The following is a 19,586-nucleotide window of genomic DNA, read 5'->3' as shown; positions in this document are numbered from 1 at the left end:
TTCAACGCCATATTTAACTTCCTGCTTTCGAATTACAGCGCCTACAGTAATCATAATGAGGGGGGCTCTGTCACTCTATCGAAATTCTTCCATGAATTCTTTGTTATTTTCTCTTTCCGGGGAATTTGGTTCTAAGTGCTCGCCCGGACGCCAAAAAAGCCGGACAATCGTCCGGCTTCTCCGCGCTGCATACGTTATTTTTTATATCAGAAAGTATAAACTGCAGAGCCATTGCTTCCCTATATCGCAAGAACAACTACCTTTAAACGCGGTCTGTCTTCTTAGGAAGTACGTCGAGAGACGTTATTTCTTATTCTTATGATGCTTGATCAGCTCCCGCTGCTCTTCCTCGGCGAATTTCTGCAGCTCGTCCAGCGCCTGCTTCGGCGACATATGGTCGTGAAGGACGGCGTCGCCCATTTTGCGGGCCGTGTCCATTACCGCCTGCCATTCCGGCTGCTGGATCGGGTAAAAGCTGGCTTTCCGCAACGCCGCCAAGTCGGCTTTCATCTCCTCATTCGCCGATCCGAGGCGCTCCCCGGTGAGCTGCGTGACGGGAAGGAAACCTTCCTGCTGGATAATCTGCTCGTAGATGGGGCTGGAGTAAAGGTAGTCCAAAAACTTGGAGAGCGCCTCCTTGTCCGTATGGTCGGTTTTGAACGACACCAGCATATCATGGACACCGAAGTTGATCGGTTTGACCCCGTCCTTGACGGGAATCGGGCCTTTGTCGTATTCGAGGTTCGGAAATTCGCGCGGAACGACGATGTTGAAATAGTTGCCGGAAATCATAATCGCCAGTTTGCCGTCGCCCAGGACGCGCTGCTTCTCGTCACGGGTCGTCACCGTCGGGTCCGAATCGGTTAAGCCTTCGGTGTACATATCCCGCAAAAAGGTCAGTCCTTCCACGTTTTCGGGCGAGTTGATGGTCCATTTTCCGTCCTTGATCCAGCCGCCGCCGGCGCCCAAAAAAAAGTAGGAAAGATAGGCCTGGATCTCGTTATCGGTCAAATCGACCCCGAACCCGCGGGCTTTGCCGCCGTTTTTAATTTTGCGCGCGTCTTCCTTAAGCTCGGACCAGGTTTTCGGCGGCGCTTCGATTCCCGCTTCGCGGAACAGCTCCTTGTTGTAATAGAGCTTTCTGGTCGAAGACACGTACGGAATGGCGTACTGCTTGCCGTTCCAGTTGTCCAGCTTCAGAAGATCGGGATAAAATTTCTTTTTCAGGTCGGGCGAGATGATGTCGTCCATGTCGTTCAGCAGGCCGTCGTTGGCAAAATGCGTATACACGTTGGTGTTCAAAAGGTCCGGCGGCTGATTTTTGCTGATCATGGTCGTATAAATGATGTCGAGAATATCCCAATTGGCTACTTGAAGATTGATCACGATATCCGGGTTTTTCAGCATGAAGTCCTGCACCAAATTTTCGAGCAGCGGCCGCGTCTGCGAGCTGTACTCCGATGCGATGAAATTAATGACGGCCGGAGGGTTGTCCTTCGGTTTTAGCGCAGGCTTCGGCTGGGCGGTGCCGGAACAGGACGCAAGCAGCGGCGGCAGAAGCAGCAAGGAAACCGACAGCTTCGCCAGGCCAAGCAGCAGGCGGGAGTTCATCAGGCGCTCACACCTTTCGTAAGGATCGCTATATAGATTGAACTAAAGCTTGCATCGAACTTCCTGTTAAAAAGGCCCGATGCGGTCCTATAACCTTCATTTCTTTAGTTCATTCCATATTGCAACAATTATTTATCGATAAATGGGAATAACAGCTTTTGGTTTTCAGGCGAATACATATTTGCTTTCGTGACGACGATCGAATTCGTGTAAGTGACCGGCTTTACCTTTTTGCCGTCCAGCATATCCAGCGCCGTCTGCACGCCAAGGTAACCGATGTTAAACGGCTGCTGCACGACCGTCGCGTTTAACGTCCCTTCCTCGAGCAGACGGATTTCGTAAGCCGAGGTATCGAACCCGATGAGCTTGATCAGCCCGGTTTTGCTCTGGTCCTTGATCGCCTTGGCCGCTCCCAGCGCCGCCGACTCGTTCAGGGCGATGATGGCGTTCAAATCGCGGTGGTCCCGCATCATCGTTTTGGCGATCAAATACGCGCGTTCCTCGGAATCCGAGCAGTAGTAGGTGCCGTATACGCTTTGGGGATAAGGAAGGAGGGCTTGGCGCACCCCTTTTTCCCTTTCCGCCGAGACGCCGGACGAGGCAAAATCGCCGATGATGACGGATTTCGGACGGTTCCCTGTCTGCGCAAGCGCCGCTTTGCCCGCCTGCACGCCCGCGGCGGTATGGTCGTTGGACACGAAAGTCGGCGAAGACGCGAGATTGACCGGCGTGTCGATGATGACGAGCGGGATTTTCGCCTCCTGAATTTTCTGCAGCTTGTCCGTCACCCTGTCGTCATTGATCGGGGCGATCACGACCGCCTGCGGTTTTTGCTCCAATACTTCCTCCAGCAGCCCGACCTGACCGTCGATGTCGGTTTCCTGCAGCGGGCCGGTAATGGTGATTTCCGAGCCCGCTTCCTTGGCGGCGGCTTTGGCCCCGCTGCTGACCGTCTGCCAAAAATCCGAGCGGATGTTATGCTCCTTCAAAATGACGGTAACGCTCCGTTCATGCTCCGGCGCCGGGATAAACAGCTTGAAATATAAAATGATATACACGACGGACGCAACAAAAATGATGGTCAAAAGCAGCGTGGCACGTTGTATTCGCATAGGCGCTACTCCTTTATTTTCGGAATGGCGATGGTCACGACCGTGCCTTCTTCCGGCTCGCTTCGGATTTGAATGCCGTACGATTGCCCGAAAAACAGCTTGACCCGTTCATTGACGTTGCCGATGCCGATGCCGCTCGTCGATTTGGTTCCCAGCTTTTTGCCATGCGTCGTCCAGATGCCTTCCACCTGCTCCGGCGTCATGCCCATGCCGTCGTCCTCGACTTCGAACAGAATCGTTTCATCCCGTTCGCGGCCGCGGATCGTAATTTTGCCCGGCTCCGGCTTGTTGCGAATGCCGTGATAAATGGCGTTTTCCACGAATGGCTGCAGAAGGATCTTCAGCGTTTTGTAGTGCATGATATCCGGGGAAACGTCGATTTCGTATTCGAGCTGCTCGCCGTACCTCATTTTCTGGATCAGCAAATAGTTGGTGATATGTTCTATTTCGACGCGGACGGGCACAAGCTCCTTGTCTTTCGTAATGCTGGCCCGGAACAGCTTCGCCAGGGCGGAGGTCATCAGCACGACTTCCTCGTGTTTTTTCTGCTCGCCCATCCAGATGATCGAATCCAGCGTGTTGTACAAAAAATGCGGGTTGATTTGGGATTGCAAAAGCATCAGCTCGCTTTTCCGCTTGCTTTCCTGGTTTTCGATGATTTCTTCCATCAGGTTTTTGATCTGTGATGTCATCAGGTTGAAGGAGCGTCCGAGCTGCCCGATTTCGTTGATCGGCTCGATGTTGGTCCGCACGTCGAAATTGCCGCGCTCGACCTTTTTCATGTCGCGCTGCAAAATGCGCAAAGGCCGCGAAATCCGGTAGGACAAAAACAGCGACAGCAGCAGGGAAAAAAGAATTCCGATCAAGGCGTACATCAAAATCGAGTTGCGGATCGTGCCCTCGTTGGCGATCAAATCGTCCGTATAGGCGACGCCGACGATTTTCCAGCCGAAATTGGTGTCCTGAACGGAGTACACGCGTTTGCCCTTGTTGTCGTCGACCGTAAAGGAGGTGCCGCTTTTGGCGGCGGCCGCCCGCGAAATCTGTTCCGAGCGCAAATTGCTGTAGATGAGCTGCTGCTGCGGATGGTAGACGATGTTCCCGGATTTGTCGACGATAAAGACGTAACCCTTTTTGCCCATATTGATTTTGCTGCAAATGTCGTTGATGATGCTGAGGTTCAGATCGACCAGGAAAATGCCCTCGCCCCGGATCCCGTCCGTGCTTTTGAGCTCCCGGCTCAAGGAGACGACCCAGCGGTATTCGTTCTGGATGATGTTTTGGACGTGGGGAGGGGAGATGACGGATTGGCCGCCTTTTTGTTTCGCCTCTACGTACCAAGGCTGCTCCTCCAGCTTCGTGTACGGATTGAGAAGGGTGATCCGCCGGTCCGACACGTAAAATCCGTTGTACCCGAACACCATGATCGCCGAGATGTCTTTGCGGGAGTACAAAATCGCTTGGAACAGGTCCGAAATCCGTTTCTCGTAAGGCATGCGGTCGCTTTTGCTGATAAAGCTGTTGTTGGAAATGTAATATTTGACGTCCTTGTTGGTCATGGCAAGCATGCTGATGTTCTCCATATTGTCGATGTAGGATTGGATGTTGGAGTTGACCTGCCTGATGATTTCCTGTACGTAGCTTTGGGAGTTCGTTTCGACCGCGTCCACCGACAAACGGTAGCTGTTTAAGCTGATGACCATGACCGTCACCAGAATCAGGCAGGAAAACGTAAAAAAAATGCTCGATTGGATGCTTTTGAACGGCGGAAACGGTATGACGGAATTGCGCTTGTTCAGTCTGAGCATCAGGCCCGGCTCTCCTTGGCGTATTTGTCGCGGTATTCGCGCGGCGTCATGCCGACATGTTTTTTGAATAAAATGCTGAAATAATTCGGGTCGCCGTACCCGACCTTGCCGGCGATTTCGTAAAATTTCATCATCGTATGCTGCAGCATTTCCTTGGCCTTGTCCATGCGGATGCGGGTCAAATACTCGACGAAGGTTTCGCCGGTATGCTGCTTGAACACGAGGCTGAAATAGCTTGTGCTCATCAAGCAGTGGCGGCATATGTCCTGCAGCGAGATTTTTTCTTCCGCGTAGTGGGTTTCGATGTATTCGACCGCTTTGCGGATCTGCGCCAGCGTATGATGGTTGCGGTTGTCGGCGATGGCCGACATGACCGATGACGCCGCGTCTTCGAGCCAAGCCCCGATTTCGTCCAGCGTTTTGAACGGGTAGACGTCGGTCAGGCGGATCGGCCGGGCGTTGTCGAGCCCTAGCTCCTGCGTCGTATTGATGAGCGAAAGGATGGCCTTCTGGATTTGGAGGACGCAGGCATCAAGAGGGGCCATGCTTTCCTTCAGATCGGCGACGAACTGCTGTATGAGCTGGCGAACCTCCTGCAATGAACCGGTTTTGACCGCGGAAGCGAGCCTGCGGTCCCAGTCGCCGCGGGAACGGTTGTCGTAGGAAGGCCGGCTTTCGAAATCCAAAATGCTGAGCACGCGGTTTTTGCCGAGCAAAAAGCGGTAGTCCAGCGCGGAGAGGGCGCTTTTGTAGGAGACGGGAAGCTCCTCGGCGGACCCGACCGCTTGCCCGACGCCGAAGCTGACGGTAAATTTCAAAAATTTATCGATGTAAAATCTCCCCTCCTCGGCGATGCGGCAGGCATGCTCGTACAGCTCCGTTTCGTCGGCAAGGCCGGAGACGACCAGCACGAGCCGCTCTTCCCGCGTCCGGAACAGCAGCAAACCTTCGCGTTCGGCGATTTCCTCGAGCACATTGTATGCCGCGTAGCGAAGAATCTCGGTGTCGTTTGCCGCCTCCGGCTGAAGCTGCCGGGTGCCGAAATCGTCGATATCCGCAACCATGACGAGCTGCGGCGGGGAAAGCGGAGGAAGGCCGAAGTATTGGAAACGTTCCTCGATTTCGGACGGCCGCAATCCGTTGACGACCAGACGTTCCAAAAAACGTTCCTTGAGCAGCGGCAGGCTTTGCTTCAACTGGCTGTACAAGCGGCTTAAATCTTCATGCTGCCGGGCCGTTTCATCCATTTCAAGCTTGACCTTCCGCAAAAGCTCCCGCATTTCATGGGCTGTAATCGGTTTCAAAATAAAATCCGACACCTTGAGCCGGATGGCCTGCTGCGCATATTCGAATTCGTCGAAGCCGGTCAGGATGATGATTTTGACGTACGGGTACTTTTTGGTGACGTTTGCGGCAAGCTCCAGCCCGTCCATGAACGGCATGGAAATATCGGAGATGATGACGTCCGGTACCGTATGCTCCATCACCTCCAATACTTCGCGGCCATTGGCGAAATCGCCGGCCAGCTCAAACCCGTGCTCCCGCCAGTCGATCGTCCGTTTCAAGCCGTCGCGCACGACCGCTTCGTCGTCGACGATAAAAACTTTGTACATCGGTGCCACCCCTTGTCTGATCGTGTCCCATATGGAATAATTATACTTTAAAAGGATTTTTATGAACACAGCGAATTCCCGGCTTGGGACGGCCGCGGGAAATCCATTTTGACAGGATTTGGGCGCTGTGATTTAATTAGTGAATATGTGATCATTCCGCATTAGGTTGCAAATTTACAGGAGGTGAACCAGGTGGCGACGATAAAAGATGTGGCGAAACACGCGAACGTATCGACCACCGTGGTGTCCAAGGCGCTGAACGGGTACAGCGACGTCAGCGAGGAAACGAGAAGAAAAGTGCTGAAGGCCGTGGAGGAGCTCAATTATTCGCCGAACATGCTGGCCAAAAACCTGAAGCAAAAGGTGACGAAATCCATCGCCCTCATTTTTTCCAATTTCGAGTATTCCAACGGCAAAGACGGCGTGCTGTTCAAAATGATGACGGGGATTTTCGAGGCGGCTTCCCATTATAACTATGAGGTGCTGCTGTATACGCGCAGCTTGTCCGAGCAGCAGGACAAATCGTATTGGCAGTTTTGCAAAGAGCATAAGGTGTCCGGGGCGCTTATCACCGGTTTGAAAACGACGGACCCTTATTTCCTCGAAATCGTCGACAGCAACTTTCCGTGCGTCGTCATCGATGCGGACATCACGGGTTCGTATACCGGCTCGATCATGACGGACAACATCGCGGCGGCGAAATGCGCCGTGCAGTATTTGATCGACCACGGCCATCGCCGAATCGGCATGGTGAACGGCCATAATTATGCCGTCGTGAGCAAGGAGCGCCTTGAAGGGTACCGCCAAGCTCTGGCGGAAAACGGCATTCCATATGATCCATCCCTTGTCGTTAACGGGGATTATACGGAGGAATACGCCTATGAATTGGCCGATTCCTATTTGCGGGAGCATCCGGAGATGACGGCCGTTTTTTTTGCCAGCGATTTGATGGCGATCGGATTCATGAGCCGGTGCCGCGAGCTTCAAATCGGCATTCCCGAAAAGCTATCGATCATCGGCTTTGACGATATCGTGCTGTCCGGCTATACGACCCCTCGGCTGACGACGATCCACCAGGATTTTCAGAAGATGGCCTTTTTGGCGTTCGAGCAGATGATTCGCATTCTTGAAAAAAAGGCGGCAGGGGTGCATCAAAAAATTCCGTTTCATCTGGTTGACAGGGAATCCGTGGCGATGATATAATCTGCCCGAAAGCGCTTTCCCTGATAAACCATATTTTTTTGAGGGTTTCGAAATCGATTTCGATACCCTGGAATCAAGGCTTTTTAGACAGAGATTGGAGTTGGAATACATGCTAAGCTACAACGGGCAAACACCCGAACTCGAGCAGTGGAGCTTTACGGAAACGTCGTTCAACCCGCTGGCTCAGGGCAAATGCGAATCGGTCATGTCTCTGGGGAACGGCTATATGGGACTTCGCTCCGCCACGGAGGAAGCTTATATCGGGGGAACCCGGAACTTGTTCGTAAACGGCACGTTTAACCGGTTCGACGAGTTGGAGGTGACCGAACTGCCGAATGCGGCGGACGTGACGCAGATCGAGCTGCTGGTCGACGGCCGGCGTTTCTCGCTGGAAACCGGCGATACGGCCGATTACGAACGGACGCTCAACCTGCGCGATGCGGAGCTGACCCGTTCCTTCGTATGGCGGAGCCCCGACGGAAAAAGAATTCGGTTCGAATTCCGCCGCTTCGTTTCAAAGGATGACCTGCACCTGATCGGCATGAAGCTTCGGATGACGCCGCTGGATGAGGGCATTACGCTCCGGCTGACATCCGGCATCAACGCCCAGGCGGCCAACTCGGGCAGCCAGCATTTCCATGAAGGCGAAAAAAGGATTTTTGACAAAAAATATCTTCAGCTCGTGCAGACGACGACCGAGTCCAAGGTCGATTTCGTGCTGAGCGCCCTGCACCGGTTCCTGATCGACGGCCATCCGTTCGAGCCGGCCCTGCAGATGGAGATCGAACGGCGCAAGATGGAGATGGCGTACCGCATGGAGCTGAAGGCCGGGCAGACGCTGGAGCTGCACAAGCTGGTACAGGTGCATACGAGCCGGGACGCGGACGTCGAGGCAGCGGGCGACCTCGAAAAACTGCGCGCACATTCGCTGGAAGCGCTTAAGAAGGCCGAATCGGCGGGATACGACGGGCTGTTCGAGCGGCACCGGCAAGCATGGGCGGAGATTTGGAGCCGGTACCGTGTCGAGATCGAATCCGCACACCGCTTCGATCTGCTGGCGCTCAGGTTCGCGATTTACCACATGACGGTCATGACGCCCGTCCATGACCGCCGCATGGGAATCGGGGCGAAAGGGCTGAGCGGCGAAGGCTACAAGGGCCACTCCTTCTGGGATACCGAAATTTTCATTCTTCCGTTTTTCATTTACAGCGAGCCAAGCGTGGCAAGGACGCTGCTGGAATACCGTTATCTTGGGCTTGAAGGGGCCAGAAAAAAAGCGGAAGAAAACGGGTTCCGGGGCGCGATGTATCCGTGGGAGGTCGCTTGGCCGAGCGACGGGGAAGTGACCCCCGTGTGGGGAGCGGTTGATGTCGTAACCGGCAAGCAGACGAAAATTTGGTCGGGATTCATCGAACAGCACATTACGGCCGATATCGCCTACGCGGTTTGGCATTACTACAAGGCGAGCGGCGACCAGCGGTTCATGGACGATTACGGCTACGAGATGATTTTCGATACCGCGGTGTTCTGGGCGAGCCGCCTGGAGTGGAACGAGGAAGCTTCAAGGTACGAGATCAACGGGGTTATCGGTCCGGACGAATACAAGGAACACGTGGACAACAACGCTTTTACCAATTACATGGCGCATTTTAATCTCCTGCTTGCCATTCAATATTACGATGAGCTTAAGGACCGGGATCCGCAGCTGCTGGAGCGCCTCGAATCCAAGCTGGGTCTGGAGCGCGGACCGCAGGAATGGCGGGAGAAGGCGGATGCCATCTACCTTCCGCAGCCGGACGGGCGCGGAATCATCGCCCAGGACGACACCTACCTGCAGAAACAGGAGCTGGATTTGACGCCTTACAAATCGCAGGCGAAAGTGGGCACCTTGTTCCAGGATTACAGCCTGGACCAGGTCAACGAAATGCAGGTATCGAAACAAGCGGACATCCTGATGCTGTTTTATCTGCTGGAAAACAGGTTCGCGCCCGAACTCAAGCGGGCGAATTACGATTATTACGAGCCCAAAACGCTGCATGATTCGTCGCTTTCCTTCTCGACGCACAGCATTCTGGCAAGCGATTTCGATGACAAAAAGCTGGCCTACGAGCTTTTCCGCAGAGCCGCCGAAATCGATTTGGGACCGCATGAACACTCGTCGGACGCAGGCATTCATGCCGCTTCGCTCGGCGGGATCTGGCAATGCGTCGTGATGGGGTTTGCCGGCATCCGCATGCTGGACGGCGCGCTGCACGTGCATCCGAAAATGCCGGATGCGTGGGAGCGTTTGTCCTTCCCGCTGTTCTGGAAGGGCACCAAACTGCAGTTCAACGTGACGAAGGAGCGGATGGAAATTTCGGCCGACACCCAAGAAGAAATAGAGCTTGTGATCTACGGCAAAAAGATGAGTTTTCAAGGCCGGCTGCAATTTGAACTGATGCACATCTAATTATTTTCATTCAGGGAGGTCAACGGTTATGAAAAAATGGTCTGCAGGTCTCGCGTTTTTGTTGATGTTCAGCATGGTGCTGAGCGCATGTTCTTCGGGTTCTTCCAAGGACGCCGCATCCGGCGGCGGGGAAAGCGGCGGCTCTTCGGAAAAGACCGTCGAGCTGAAATTCACGACATGGGGGGAATTGTCGGCGGATTCCGTAGAGAAAAAGCTGGCCGACCAATTCAACGAAACCCACCCGAACATCAAGGTTACCTTCGAGCCGGTTCCGGGCGACGGTTATGCCACCAAGCTGACGACGTCGCTTGCGGCCGGCCAGGCGCCTGACGTATTCCTGATCGGCGAAGGCGATTATTTCAAATACGTCGACAAAGGCGTCGTCGAGCCGCTGGACGATTACGTCAAAAACGACGGCGCGTTCAAAACGGACATATTCCAGCCGGACCTGATCAATATGGGCAAAATCGACGGCAAGCTGTACTATCTGCCGAAGGATTTCAACCCGCTTGCCCTGTGGTACAACAAACGGATGTTTGACGAAGCGAAAATCCCTTATCCGAGCGATAAATGGACATGGGACGACATGATCGACGCCGCCAAAAAGCTGACCAAAAAGGACGATAAAGGCAAAGTGACGGAATTCGGCTTTAACGCGACGAAATGGGAATATCCGATTTACATCTATCTCTGGCTGAACGGCGCCGACATCGGCAACGAGGACGGAACGAAAGCCGAAGGTTTCATGAACAGCGACAAGACGATCGCGGCCATGGAAAAATACGTGGCGCTGACCAAAGGAGAGGACCGCGTATCTCCTACGCCGCAGGACACCGAAACGCTCGGCGGCGACTCCTCCATGTTTATGACCGATAAGCTGGCCATGATGATTACCGGACGCTGGGTAAAAAGCGACCTGGACAAATCGGACGTGAAGTACGGATCGGCCCTGATTCCTTCCGGCGCCAACGGCGAGCGCGCAAGCATCATCGCCGCCGCGGGCTGGGCCATGAACGCAAACGGCAAACATAAAAAAGAAGCCTTTGAACTGATGAAATGGCTGTCGGGCACCGAGGCGCAAAAAGCCCGCTCCGAAAAAGGGCAGGTGCTGCCGGCAACGGTTGCCGAGCTCGACCAGGTGAAGAGCACGGAGGTTGTCGACAAACCGGTGATCGAAATGATGAACTTTGCGAAAAAGCCGATCTCCATGCGTTCCGCCAACGCTCCGATTTTTACGGAGGAGTTCAACAAGGCGATGGAAAAAATATTGCTGGACAAATCCACGGTGAAGGAAGCTTTGGATGAAGCGGCCAAGACGGTTGACAGCAAGATCAAGTAATAACGGGAGCGGGGTGGGGCGGTTCGCAAGCCGCTTCACCCTTTCAGCTACTTTCGGATGAGGCGGCCGGGTTGAATCCGGCCGGCATCCGCATCGTCAAGGAGGTCTCCATGCGAAATCCACGTTCGGAAAAAGCCGGCTACTTATTCATTCTTCCTTGGTTTTTGGGCTTACTCCTTTTTACGCTTGGGCCGATGGTGTTTTCGTTGATATTGTCCTTCAGCAAATGGGACATCATTACGGGCATTCGTTCGATCGAGTTTGTAGGATTGGATAATTTTAAAGCCATTTTCCATGATGAACTGTTTTATCAATCGCTGAAAGTCACGTTTATATTCGCGCTTGTTTCCGTGCCGCTGTACCAGATCGTTTCCCTATTGATCGCGCTGCTGCTCAACATGCGCACGCGGGGCATGAAGCTGTTCCGCATGATTTATTTTATGCCTTCCGTGATCCCTGCGGTGGCGGTGTCCATGATGTGGATCATGATTTTCAATCCGGAATACGGAATTTTGAACCGGGCCCTGGCTTGGTTCGGCATCGAGGGACCGGCCTGGCTTCAGGATCCGAGTTATGCGCTGGGGGCGCTGATCGTGATGGGGATCTGGGGCGTGGGCAACACCATCATCATTTATTTGTCCGGTCTCCAGGGCGTTCCGGAAGAGCTGTATGAAGCCGCTCAGCTGGACGGGGCGGGCCCTTTCCGGCGGTTTGCGAGCGTAACGGTGCCAATGATTTCGCCGACGATCTTTTTTAACCTGATCATGGGGATCATCGGCGGGTTTCAATACTTTACGCAGGCTTTCGTTATGACAAACGGAGGTCCGCTCAATTCGACCCTGTTCTACAACCTTTATTTGTACAACAAAGCTTTCGTCAGCTTCGAAATGGGATATGCTTCGGCATTGTCCTGGATTTTGTTCGCCATCATCCTGCTTTTCACCCTCATTGTCATCCGCAGCTCTTCCATGTGGGTCTACTATAACGGCGATGACGAACGGGATTAAGGGAGGAGGAAAACAAAATGACGATCAAACAAAAAAAATGGAGTTTCGGAAAGCTGATCGCGTTTCTCCTGCTCATTGGAGGAGCGGCGGTCGTGCTGGTTCCGCTCCTGTGGACGGTATCCACGTCGCTGAAGTCGCCGGCCGAGGTATTCCAGGATTCTTTTATCCCGAAGGCATGGCATTGGGATAACTACAAAAACGCGGTGACGGCCGTTCCCTTTTTTCTCTTTCTGAAAAATACGCTGATCATCTTGATCCCGGTCATGATCGGGACGGTGTTCTCTTCCGCGTTATGCGCGTACGGTTTTGCCCGCTTCCGCTTCAAAGGCAAGCGTTTTTTGTTTCTGGTGCTGCTGGCGACGATGATGCTGCCCGGCCAGGTCACGATGATTCCGATGTTTATCATGTTCAAGGAAGCCGGCTGGGTCGATACGTTTCTGCCGCTTATCATCCCTTCGTTTTTCGGGGGCGGGGCCTTTAACATCTTCCTGATCCGGCAGTTTATGCGCGGCATTCCGAGGGATTTGGACGAGGCGGCGTTTATGGACGGCGCGTCCCGCTGGAGCATTTTTACCCGGATTATGCTGCCGCTCAGCAAGCCGCCGCTTATTGCGGTATCGATCTTTACGTTTATGGGCGTATGGAACGATTTCCAGGGACCGCTCATTTATCTGAACACGAATACGAAATATACCCTCGCGCTTGGCCTGTCCATGTTCAAAGGGCTGTACAACGTGGAATGGAACATGCTGATGGCGGCGACGATCCTGATCATGCTTCCGGCCATCATCGTATTTTTCTTCCTGCAGAAATACTTTATCGAGGGAATATCCCTGTCGTCGGCGACGAAGGGGTAAACTGCGGGGAAACAACCGAGATTACGGAAAGAAGAGGAGAATCCAATGAAAAAAGCGAGCAGCAGACATCCGTTTCCGATCTATTTGACGGCAGGAGAATACGTAAAGGCTATTGGAACCCAGGATGGATGGTTTCCGGACTTCGGGCACCATGTTGCGGGCGAAATGGGCGGCGTTTGGCTGCATCCCATCAAGCTGCTTGACGGCTTTTGGCTTCGTCTGAAGGACCGGAAGCGCGATATCTCGGTATGGGCCAAAGCCGACGAATTTATCAATTACGCATGGGGCGGGGAATTCCGTTACGACCACGGCCTGGGCCATATCCCCGTTTCCATGAAGCGGACCCAATTCGCCCCGGAGCTGGAAAAAGGGATGGTCGTGCGTTACGAGCTCCAAAATTATTCGGCTGAGCCGGTGGAGCTGGAGCTTGAACTGCTTTGCCGGACCGATTTGCGGCCCGTATGGTTTTCGGAGGACATCGGCATCCGGGACGGCGAAGAGGACCGGTTCGAGGAAGTGTCCGATTGGGCCGGCATCGCGAAGGACAGCGGGAACGACTGGTACGTCAAATTCGGGGCCGATATGCCGGGGATCACCGGACAGCAGCTTCGCACGGGCGCCGGCCTGATCGGGCCGGAATGGACGGCTGGGAGAGGCACCGGGCTTTCGATCTTGGCCGAAAACATCCTTGCTCCCGGAGAGACGTACGTCTTTCATGCATATATTGCAGGCTCTTATGCCTCCAAAGAAGAATGCGAGACGACTTACCGCAGCCTGCAGGACTTTGACGGGCTGCTTGGCGCGAAAAAGAAAACCTATGAGCGGATCGAAGCCGCGTCGCATTTCGGGGTGGAGGGCGAAGAGCGGCTGAACGATATTTTTGCCTGGGTCAAATGGAACACAAGGTGGCTTGTGCAGCGCGTGGATTTTATCGGCCGGGGCTTAACCGCCGGTTCGCCGCATTACCCGTGGTGGTTCGGCTGCGACAATTCGTATTCGATTCAAGGTTTGATGGCGACCGGGGAGTTCGAGCTGGCCAAAGATACGGTCGAACTTTTGCGCCGGTTTTCCCAGGACGCCAACGGCAACGGCCGGATCGTGCACGAAATCACGACGATGGGCGCCGTGGCCAATCCGGGCAATACGCAGGAAACCGCCCATTTTATCGCGATGATTTGGGATATGTTTTGCTGGAACGGGGACCTCGAATTTTTGCGGGAAAACTACGGGACCTGCGTCCAAGGTTTGGATTGGCTGCTTCGGGAAATGGATCCGGACCGGGATTTATTTCCGTCGGGTTACGGCATCATCGAAATTTCCGGCCTGAACATGGAATTGATCGACTCGGCCGTATATACGGCGGAGGCCGCCCGGGCATTGTCCCAAATGAGCAGGGTGATGGGGGATGACGCCAAGGCGGATCGCTACGGGGAGCTGGCCGACCGGATGAAAAAAGCGATCAACGACAAATATTGGTCCGAGCGGGAGGGGCTTTTTACGGATGCGGTTGCGCCAAAAAAAGATATCGTCCCGAAGGTGGATCATTTGGTCCAAAACGCCGCGAAACACGGGATATCCGGTTACCGGGAATATTTGGACGGACTCCTTGCCGCATGCGGCGACGAGGAAGGGGACCGGGGCTGGCTTTTGAACAAAAACTGGGTGATCGTCACCCCGATGGAAACGGGGATCGCCGACAGGGAGAAGGGGATTCGCGCGCTCGAACGGATGCGCTCCGGCGAGTTTGTCGGTGAGTACGGAACTTATTTGTCGGGCCTATACCAAGGCGAAACGATGACCATTTCCACGGGCGTGCATGCGACGGCGGAGGCGGTGTACGGCAATGCGGACGCGGCGCTTGATTTGCTGCAGCGGATGATGCGGACCTTTTCGATGGCGCTGCCCGGCTCGATGAGCGAAATGTCCCCGGATTACGGCTGCGCCGTGCAGGCCTGGACGCTGTATGCGATGGCGGTGCCGATCATCCGGCATTTCGTCGGAATCAAACCGCTGGCCCACTTGCGGACGATCCATATTGCACCGCTGATTCCGTCCGCCTGGGAAGGCAAAGCGGTCACGCTGGAACGGCTGAGAATCGGCGACACGGCCGTGGACGTCCGGCTGCTTGCCGAAGAGGGGGCGCTTCATGCCGAAATCGCCAATCCGTCCGGTTACAAAGTCGTGCTCGAATGGAACGGGCTCACCCATATATCCGAAGAAACGCAAATAACGATGACGTTATAAAGCCTATAAAGCATCAGGTTAGGCAGTCGGGAGGCATACGATGAAACTGCAAGCCGTATTATTTGATCTGGACGGCGTCGTGACCGATACCGCCAAATACCATTTCATCGCCTGGAGAAACATGGCCAAGCGGATCGGCATTACGATCGACAGCGATTTTAACGAGTCCCTCAAGGGCATCGAACGCATGCAATCGCTTGAAAGAATACTGGTTCATGGGGGACGGGAGCAAACCTATTCGCAGGAAGAAAAGGAACGTCTTGCCCGGGAAAAAAACGACGAATACGTATCGCTGCTTGCGGGCTTGACCCCCGAGGATACGTATCCGGGCATTCAAGAGCTGCTGCACGAACTCCGGGAACGCCGCATCCCTGCGGTGATCGCCTCCGCCAGCAAAAACGCGCCGCTTATTTTGGAAGCGCTCCGCCTGAACGAATATTTTCATGCCATCGTGGACCCCGGCGGTATTCCGGGCAAACCGGCGCCGGATATTTTCCTTCAGGCCGCCAAGCTGGCCGGGGCCGATCCCGCGGGCTGCGTCGGTATCGAGGATTCGCAGGCGGGCATCGAGGCGATCAAAGCGGCCGGCATGTATGCCGTCGGCATCGGCGATGCCGGCATCCTCGGACCCTCCGGGGCCGATTTGATATGTTCCTCGACGAAGGAACTTACGCTTCAGCGTCTTCTGGTTTCGGCGGGAATGGAATCGTAGGGAACGGGCAAAAAAGTCCGCGGCATCATTGCCGCGGACTTTTTTGGTTCATTTGCCCTGGGCAGCCGGTTTGGAACGGCGGTCACTCCGGAACCCCGGCCTGAACCCAAGCCTTTTCGCGATATTCCATCGGGGAGATGCCTTCCTGCTCGCGAAAAACCCGGTTAAATTGCTTGACGCTTTCGAAGCCGACCTGCTCCGCGATTTCGTACACTTTGCCGCGGGTATGCTCCAGCAGCTCTTTCGCTTTTTCGATGCGGACCTTTTTGACGTAATTTACGAAGCTCATCCCGGTAAACTGCTTGAACGTTTCGCTAAAGTAAGAGTAGTTCAACGAAACATGGTTCGAGACGGTCGCCATGTTGAGCGGTTTGGCATAATTTTCGCAGATGTAGTCGACGGCCGCCTTCATTTCGGCATGCCCGACATGGGCCTCCTTGACGTCCTTCACGTAATCGTCCAACCGCAGCAGCAGCGCTTCCGCGTCGTGGATGTAGCTGAAAACCGCCTGGCTGTCATAAAGGTAACCGATTTTTTTATAGATTTTCAAAATTTCGACCGACGCTTCCCCGTAATCGGCAAACACCCGGTCGATGACCTGCTCGTTCAACATCCGGCTGAGACGTTCCAGGTAGGAGATGTCGAGGCGCCTGATTTCGCGGAGATCCATGATCTCGTGCCATTGCTCCTTGATGACCTGTTTCCTTCCGGTTCCGAGCAGGTTGGCGAGCCTGCGGAACGCGTCTTCCGGGTACGTTTGCGGCATCGGGAGATGCCGAACGTCCGAATAATAAAAGATCCCGCCGCCCGGCTGCGCCTGCAGCATCCGGTACTTCAGCGCCTGCTTGGCCTGGACATAGCCGCGTTTGAACTGTCCGGCGCCCGCCGCTTTCAGGCTGACGCCGATATGTACGTGAAGCCCTCTGTCCATCGCATGCCGGGCAAAATCGGCCACGGCCGCCTCGTCTTCCGCAATGACGACCACGTTCCGGTCCTTGTCCTCGAAGCAAATCGACCGGCGTTCCTTCCAATACGGCTCGGCCAGCTTCGCCAAAGCGCCGTTTCGCGGATCCTCTTCGCGTACGACGGCGACGACGAAAGGCGAAGAGGAGGGAGAGAGGCCGGCTTTGGCGAAGCGGCGCTCGATTTCATGCTCCGGCAGGTCCGGATGCAGCAAAATGTAATTGAGCTGGTCCGCCGCCTGCTCTTCGCGGTATTTGCCAAGCTCCGAGAGCTCGCGCGCAACCTCCTGTTCCTTCCCCAGATCCGTCAGCATCCGGTTCAACGCCTGGTGCAGCTCCTCGCGCACGATCGGCTTGAGCAAATATTCCCGGACCTTATGCGTGATCGCTTCTTTGGCATATTGAAAATCGTCGTAGCCGCTTAAGATGATCACCGCCGGGGGAGAGGGAAGCTTGTTCAGCTCCCGGATGAGCTCCAGGCCGTCCATGCCCGGCATGCGGATGTCGGTCACGACGATGTCCGCTTTCTCGGACCGGTGCAGCTCCAACGCCTCCGCTCCCCCCGCAGCCAATCCGATGCTGAATAGGGAGGGATATTCCCTTTCGATCATGGCTTTCAGCCCGATTCGTATATTTCGTTCGTCGTCAACGATCAATAGTCTGTACATATGCGGATTCGCCTCCGATCAGGTTAAAGTAAGGCAGCTTGATCATCACCCGGGTGTACCGCCGTTCCTCGCTTTCGACCCAAAGGCCGCATTCCTGCCCGTAAAACAACTGCAGCCGTTGATGGACGTTGCGAAGGCCGATGCCGTTTCCGCCGCCTCCGCCGAGCATTCCGGAGGATTCCGCCTCGGGTCCGCTCCGGCCGCCGCCGTCGGCAGCGCGGATGGTTTCGTTCAGCCGGCGCGTTTGTTCGGGGGACATCCCGGCGCCGTTATCCTCAATCACGATCATCTGCGCCCCTTGGTGCGCATAGGTGCTGAGCGTGATGGTTAAATCGCCCGTCTGCGCTGCGCTTCCATTCAGGCCATGCTTGACGGCGTTTTCGATGATCGGCTGCAGCGACATTTTCAGCACTTCCAGGTCGAGCTCCCGCTCCGTCAGCTCGGCCCGGAGCAAGATCCGCTGGTCAAACCGCAGGTTCATCAGCGCGACATAATGGCGGGCATGGTTCAGTTCCTCGCGCAGCCGCACGTATTCGCCGCTCCATCTCAGATTGTAGCGCATCATGCTGCCAAGCGAGGTCAGCGCGTCCGAGATCGGCCGCTGGTTTTCGACCTCGGCGAGCATCTTGATGTTTTCAAGCGTGTTGTACAGGAAGTGGGAGTCGATCTGGTTTTTCAAGGTTTTCAGCTCGGCCTCCTTCGTTGCGGCCTGCTTGTTGACCGCATCGGCGATCAGCTCGTTGATTTTGCCCATCATTTTCCGGAAATGAAAGGTCAGCTCGCCGACTTCGCTGCCGCCGCCGACCGGAAGCTGGACGTTGAAGTCCCCTTGGCGGATTTTTTTCATGGAGAGCGTCAGCTGCCGCAATTTTTTCAAAATTAGCGAATTGAGAAAAAAGGTCGAAACCGACAGGATGGCGATCAACACGACGTTCACCAGCAAAATCGTATTCCGGGTTTTATTCAGCTCCGAAAGCGCCGCTTGCAGCGACGTCATATGCACGACGTACGCGTCGATGCCGTCGATGTAAGCATACACGGCGAGATAAGGTTGGCCGGCGAGGCTTATGTTGACATGCCGGAAGGCGCCGGCATTTTCCGTCGGGTAGAGCTTTTCCGCAAGCTTCGCCTCGGCGAGCTCGGAAGCGGTGAGCAGGGAGCGGGACTGATCGTAATACAGCCGCCCGTCCGAAGCCATGACGATCATTTGCGATTGGTCGCCGTTGCGGCTTGCGTAAGCGCTTGGGAAAAAGCGGCTCAGCAGCATATCGACCTGAATGATGCCGACATGCGTGCCCTTCGGATATTCGATTTCGCGCACAAGCGACATTTTTTGCCGGAATTCCTTTTCATCGCGGATATGGTTTTGCATCAGTTCTTTGTCGCGTTCGGATATTTCCCAAAGGGCCGCTCCGTTCAGCCGGTTCACCGCTTCGTACCACGGCTCGCTCGTGACCCGGGTTTCTTTCAGGAAAACCGGCCATATTTCGCTGATCAACCGGTTGTTTGAAAAGATGCGGATATGCTCCAGATCCTGGTTGTTGAATTGAAGCCGCAGAAGGCTGTTCATCGTGTTGCTGCTGAATTCGATCAGCTCGGACGGGTCCGGTTCGGAGGAGCGGTCGAGATAATTCATCACTTCCCGGTCCGACAAAGCGATTTGCACGGTCCGCTCCATCGTTTCCATATTGTTTTTGATGTTCGTTTTTTCGATTTCGATGGAGCTTTCGCTTTTGCGGATGGCGTCTTTCGTGTAGCTTTCGTTCAGCTGCCGGAAAATAATGAGCGAAAACACGATGCCGGGTATAAGAATGATGACGATATAGGAAAGAAACAACCGCTGCTGCAGGGAGTACTGCTCCAGCCTTTGGATTAACACGCGGGTCAAAGATCGTAAGCGTCTGGGCACTCGAATCACATCCGGAAATTTATTGATTGGCAAGAAAGACGAAAATCCAAAAAGCCCGCGCAAAAATGGGGCTTTTTGGATATGCATTCGCA

General features: G+C 54.7%; 13 protein-coding genes. 7 read left to right on the top strand and 6 right to left on the bottom strand.

Annotated features, from left to right (window positions below; translation table 11 throughout):
• Positions 1-303 precede the first annotated feature (303 nt).
• The 4 genes from GQY55_RS18970 to GQY55_RS18955 all read right to left on the bottom strand — a co-directional run bounded on the left by GQY55_RS18970 (position 304) and on the right by GQY55_RS18955 (position 6,144).
• The gene (locus tag GQY55_RS18970; protein ID WP_160043448.1) at positions 304-1,611 is read right to left on the bottom strand and encodes an extracellular solute-binding protein; all 1,308 of its coding nucleotides are present in this window, start codon (positions 1,609-1,611) and stop codon (positions 304-306) included.
• Positions 1,612-1,739: 128 nt separating this feature from the next.
• Positions 1,740-2,723, bottom strand: a complete 984-nt coding sequence (locus GQY55_RS18965) for a substrate-binding domain-containing protein (protein WP_160043447.1) — start codon at positions 2,721-2,723, stop codon at positions 1,740-1,742.
• Positions 2,724-2,728: 5 nt separating this feature from the next.
• On the bottom strand, positions 2,729-4,531 hold the full coding sequence (locus GQY55_RS18960) for a cache domain-containing sensor histidine kinase (RefSeq protein ID WP_160043446.1): 1,803 nt from the start codon (positions 4,529-4,531) through the stop codon (positions 2,729-2,731).
• Positions 4,531-6,144 carry a response regulator transcription factor gene (locus GQY55_RS18955; RefSeq protein WP_160043445.1) on the bottom strand — a complete coding sequence of 538 codons (1,614 nt, stop codon included), beginning with the start codon at positions 6,142-6,144 and terminating at the stop codon, positions 4,531-4,533. Before GQY55_RS18955 ends, GQY55_RS18960 begins: the two co-directional genes overlap by 1 nt.
• 192 nt (positions 6,145-6,336) lie before the next feature.
• Between GQY55_RS18955 and GQY55_RS18950 the strand changes: the two genes are divergently transcribed.
• From GQY55_RS18950 to pgmB, 7 genes are all read left to right on the top strand, one after another.
• The gene (locus tag GQY55_RS18950; protein WP_160043444.1) at positions 6,337-7,347 is read left to right on the top strand and encodes a LacI family DNA-binding transcriptional regulator; all 1,011 of its coding nucleotides are present in this window, start codon (positions 6,337-6,339) and stop codon (positions 7,345-7,347) included.
• A 109-nt stretch (positions 7,348-7,456) separates the two neighbouring features.
• Positions 7,457-9,796 (top strand): glycoside hydrolase family 65 protein, encoded by a 2,340-nt coding sequence (locus GQY55_RS18945; RefSeq protein ID WP_160043443.1) that lies wholly within the window; start codon positions 7,457-7,459, stop codon positions 9,794-9,796.
• Between the two features lie 28 nt (positions 9,797-9,824).
• On the top strand, positions 9,825-11,135 hold the full coding sequence (locus GQY55_RS18940; protein ID WP_160043442.1) for an ABC transporter substrate-binding protein: 1,311 nt from the start codon (positions 9,825-9,827) through the stop codon (positions 11,133-11,135).
• A gap of 110 nt (positions 11,136-11,245) precedes the next feature.
• Positions 11,246-12,142, top strand: a complete 897-nt coding sequence (locus GQY55_RS18935; protein WP_160043441.1) for a carbohydrate ABC transporter permease — start codon at positions 11,246-11,248, stop codon at positions 12,140-12,142.
• A 17-nt stretch (positions 12,143-12,159) separates the two neighbouring features.
• A complete protein-coding gene (locus GQY55_RS18930) occupies positions 12,160-12,999 on the top strand; it encodes a carbohydrate ABC transporter permease (protein WP_160043440.1) in 840 nt (279 codons plus the stop codon).
• Between the two features lie 45 nt (positions 13,000-13,044).
• Positions 13,045-15,243, top strand: coding sequence for an MGH1-like glycoside hydrolase domain-containing protein (locus GQY55_RS18925; RefSeq protein ID WP_160043439.1), 2,199 nt, complete (start codon positions 13,045-13,047; stop codon positions 15,241-15,243).
• 40 nt (positions 15,244-15,283) lie between these two features.
• Positions 15,284-15,955 (top strand): beta-phosphoglucomutase, encoded by a 672-nt coding sequence (pgmB, locus tag GQY55_RS18920; RefSeq protein WP_160043438.1) that lies wholly within the window; start codon positions 15,284-15,286, stop codon positions 15,953-15,955.
• Positions 15,956-16,037: 82 nt separating this feature from the next.
• Here pgmB and GQY55_RS18915 read toward each other — a convergent pair whose 3' ends face one another.
• Positions 16,038-17,585 carry a response regulator gene (locus GQY55_RS18915; protein WP_160043437.1) on the bottom strand — a complete coding sequence of 516 codons (1,548 nt, stop codon included), beginning with the start codon at positions 17,583-17,585 and terminating at the stop codon, positions 16,038-16,040.
• The gene (locus tag GQY55_RS18910; RefSeq protein WP_236575716.1) at positions 17,563-19,464 is read right to left on the bottom strand and encodes a cache domain-containing sensor histidine kinase; all 1,902 of its coding nucleotides are present in this window, start codon (positions 19,462-19,464) and stop codon (positions 17,563-17,565) included. Before GQY55_RS18910 ends, GQY55_RS18915 begins: the two co-directional genes overlap by 23 nt.
• Between the last annotated feature and the right edge of the window lie 122 nt (positions 19,465-19,586).

Origin of the sequence: Paenibacillus sp. USDA918EY, from assembly GCF_009870825.1 — a bacterium.
GTDB classification, from domain to species: domain Bacteria; phylum Bacillota; class Bacilli; order Paenibacillales; family Paenibacillaceae; genus Paenibacillus_AQ; species Paenibacillus_AQ albilobatus.
The sequence above is the reverse complement of the archived record's forward strand: the minus strand, read 5'-3'. Positions and strand labels throughout refer to the sequence as shown.

Bases quoted from the DNA above. Each gene is read 5' to 3' on its own strand.
- GQY55_RS18915 (WP_160043437.1), bottom strand. From the start codon at position 17,585: ATGTACAGACTATTGATCGTTGACGACGAACGAAATATACGAATCGGG.
- GQY55_RS18930 (WP_160043440.1), top strand. From the start codon at position 12,160: ATGACGATCAAACAAAAAAAATGGAGTTTCGGAAAGCTGATCGCGTTT.
- GQY55_RS18940 (WP_160043442.1), top strand. From the start codon at position 9,825: ATGAAAAAATGGTCTGCAGGTCTCGCGTTTTTGTTGATGTTCAGCATG.
- GQY55_RS18955 (WP_160043445.1), bottom strand. From the start codon at position 6,144: ATGTACAAAGTTTTTATCGTCGACGACGAAGCGGTCGTGCGCGACGGC.
- GQY55_RS18945 (WP_160043443.1), top strand. From the start codon at position 7,457: ATGCTAAGCTACAACGGGCAAACACCCGAACTCGAGCAGTGGAGCTTT.
- GQY55_RS18935 (WP_160043441.1), top strand. From the start codon at position 11,246: ATGCGAAATCCACGTTCGGAAAAAGCCGGCTACTTATTCATTCTTCCT.
- GQY55_RS18960 (WP_160043446.1), bottom strand. From the start codon at position 4,531: ATGCTCAGACTGAACAAGCGCAATTCCGTCATACCGTTTCCGCCGTTC.
- GQY55_RS18965 (WP_160043447.1), bottom strand. From the start codon at position 2,723: ATGCGAATACAACGTGCCACGCTGCTTTTGACCATCATTTTTGTTGCG.
- pgmB (WP_160043438.1), top strand. From the start codon at position 15,284: ATGAAACTGCAAGCCGTATTATTTGATCTGGACGGCGTCGTGACCGAT.
- GQY55_RS18925 (WP_160043439.1), top strand. From the start codon at position 13,045: ATGAAAAAAGCGAGCAGCAGACATCCGTTTCCGATCTATTTGACGGCA.
- GQY55_RS18970 (WP_160043448.1), bottom strand. From the start codon at position 1,611: ATGAACTCCCGCCTGCTGCTTGGCCTGGCGAAGCTGTCGGTTTCCTTG.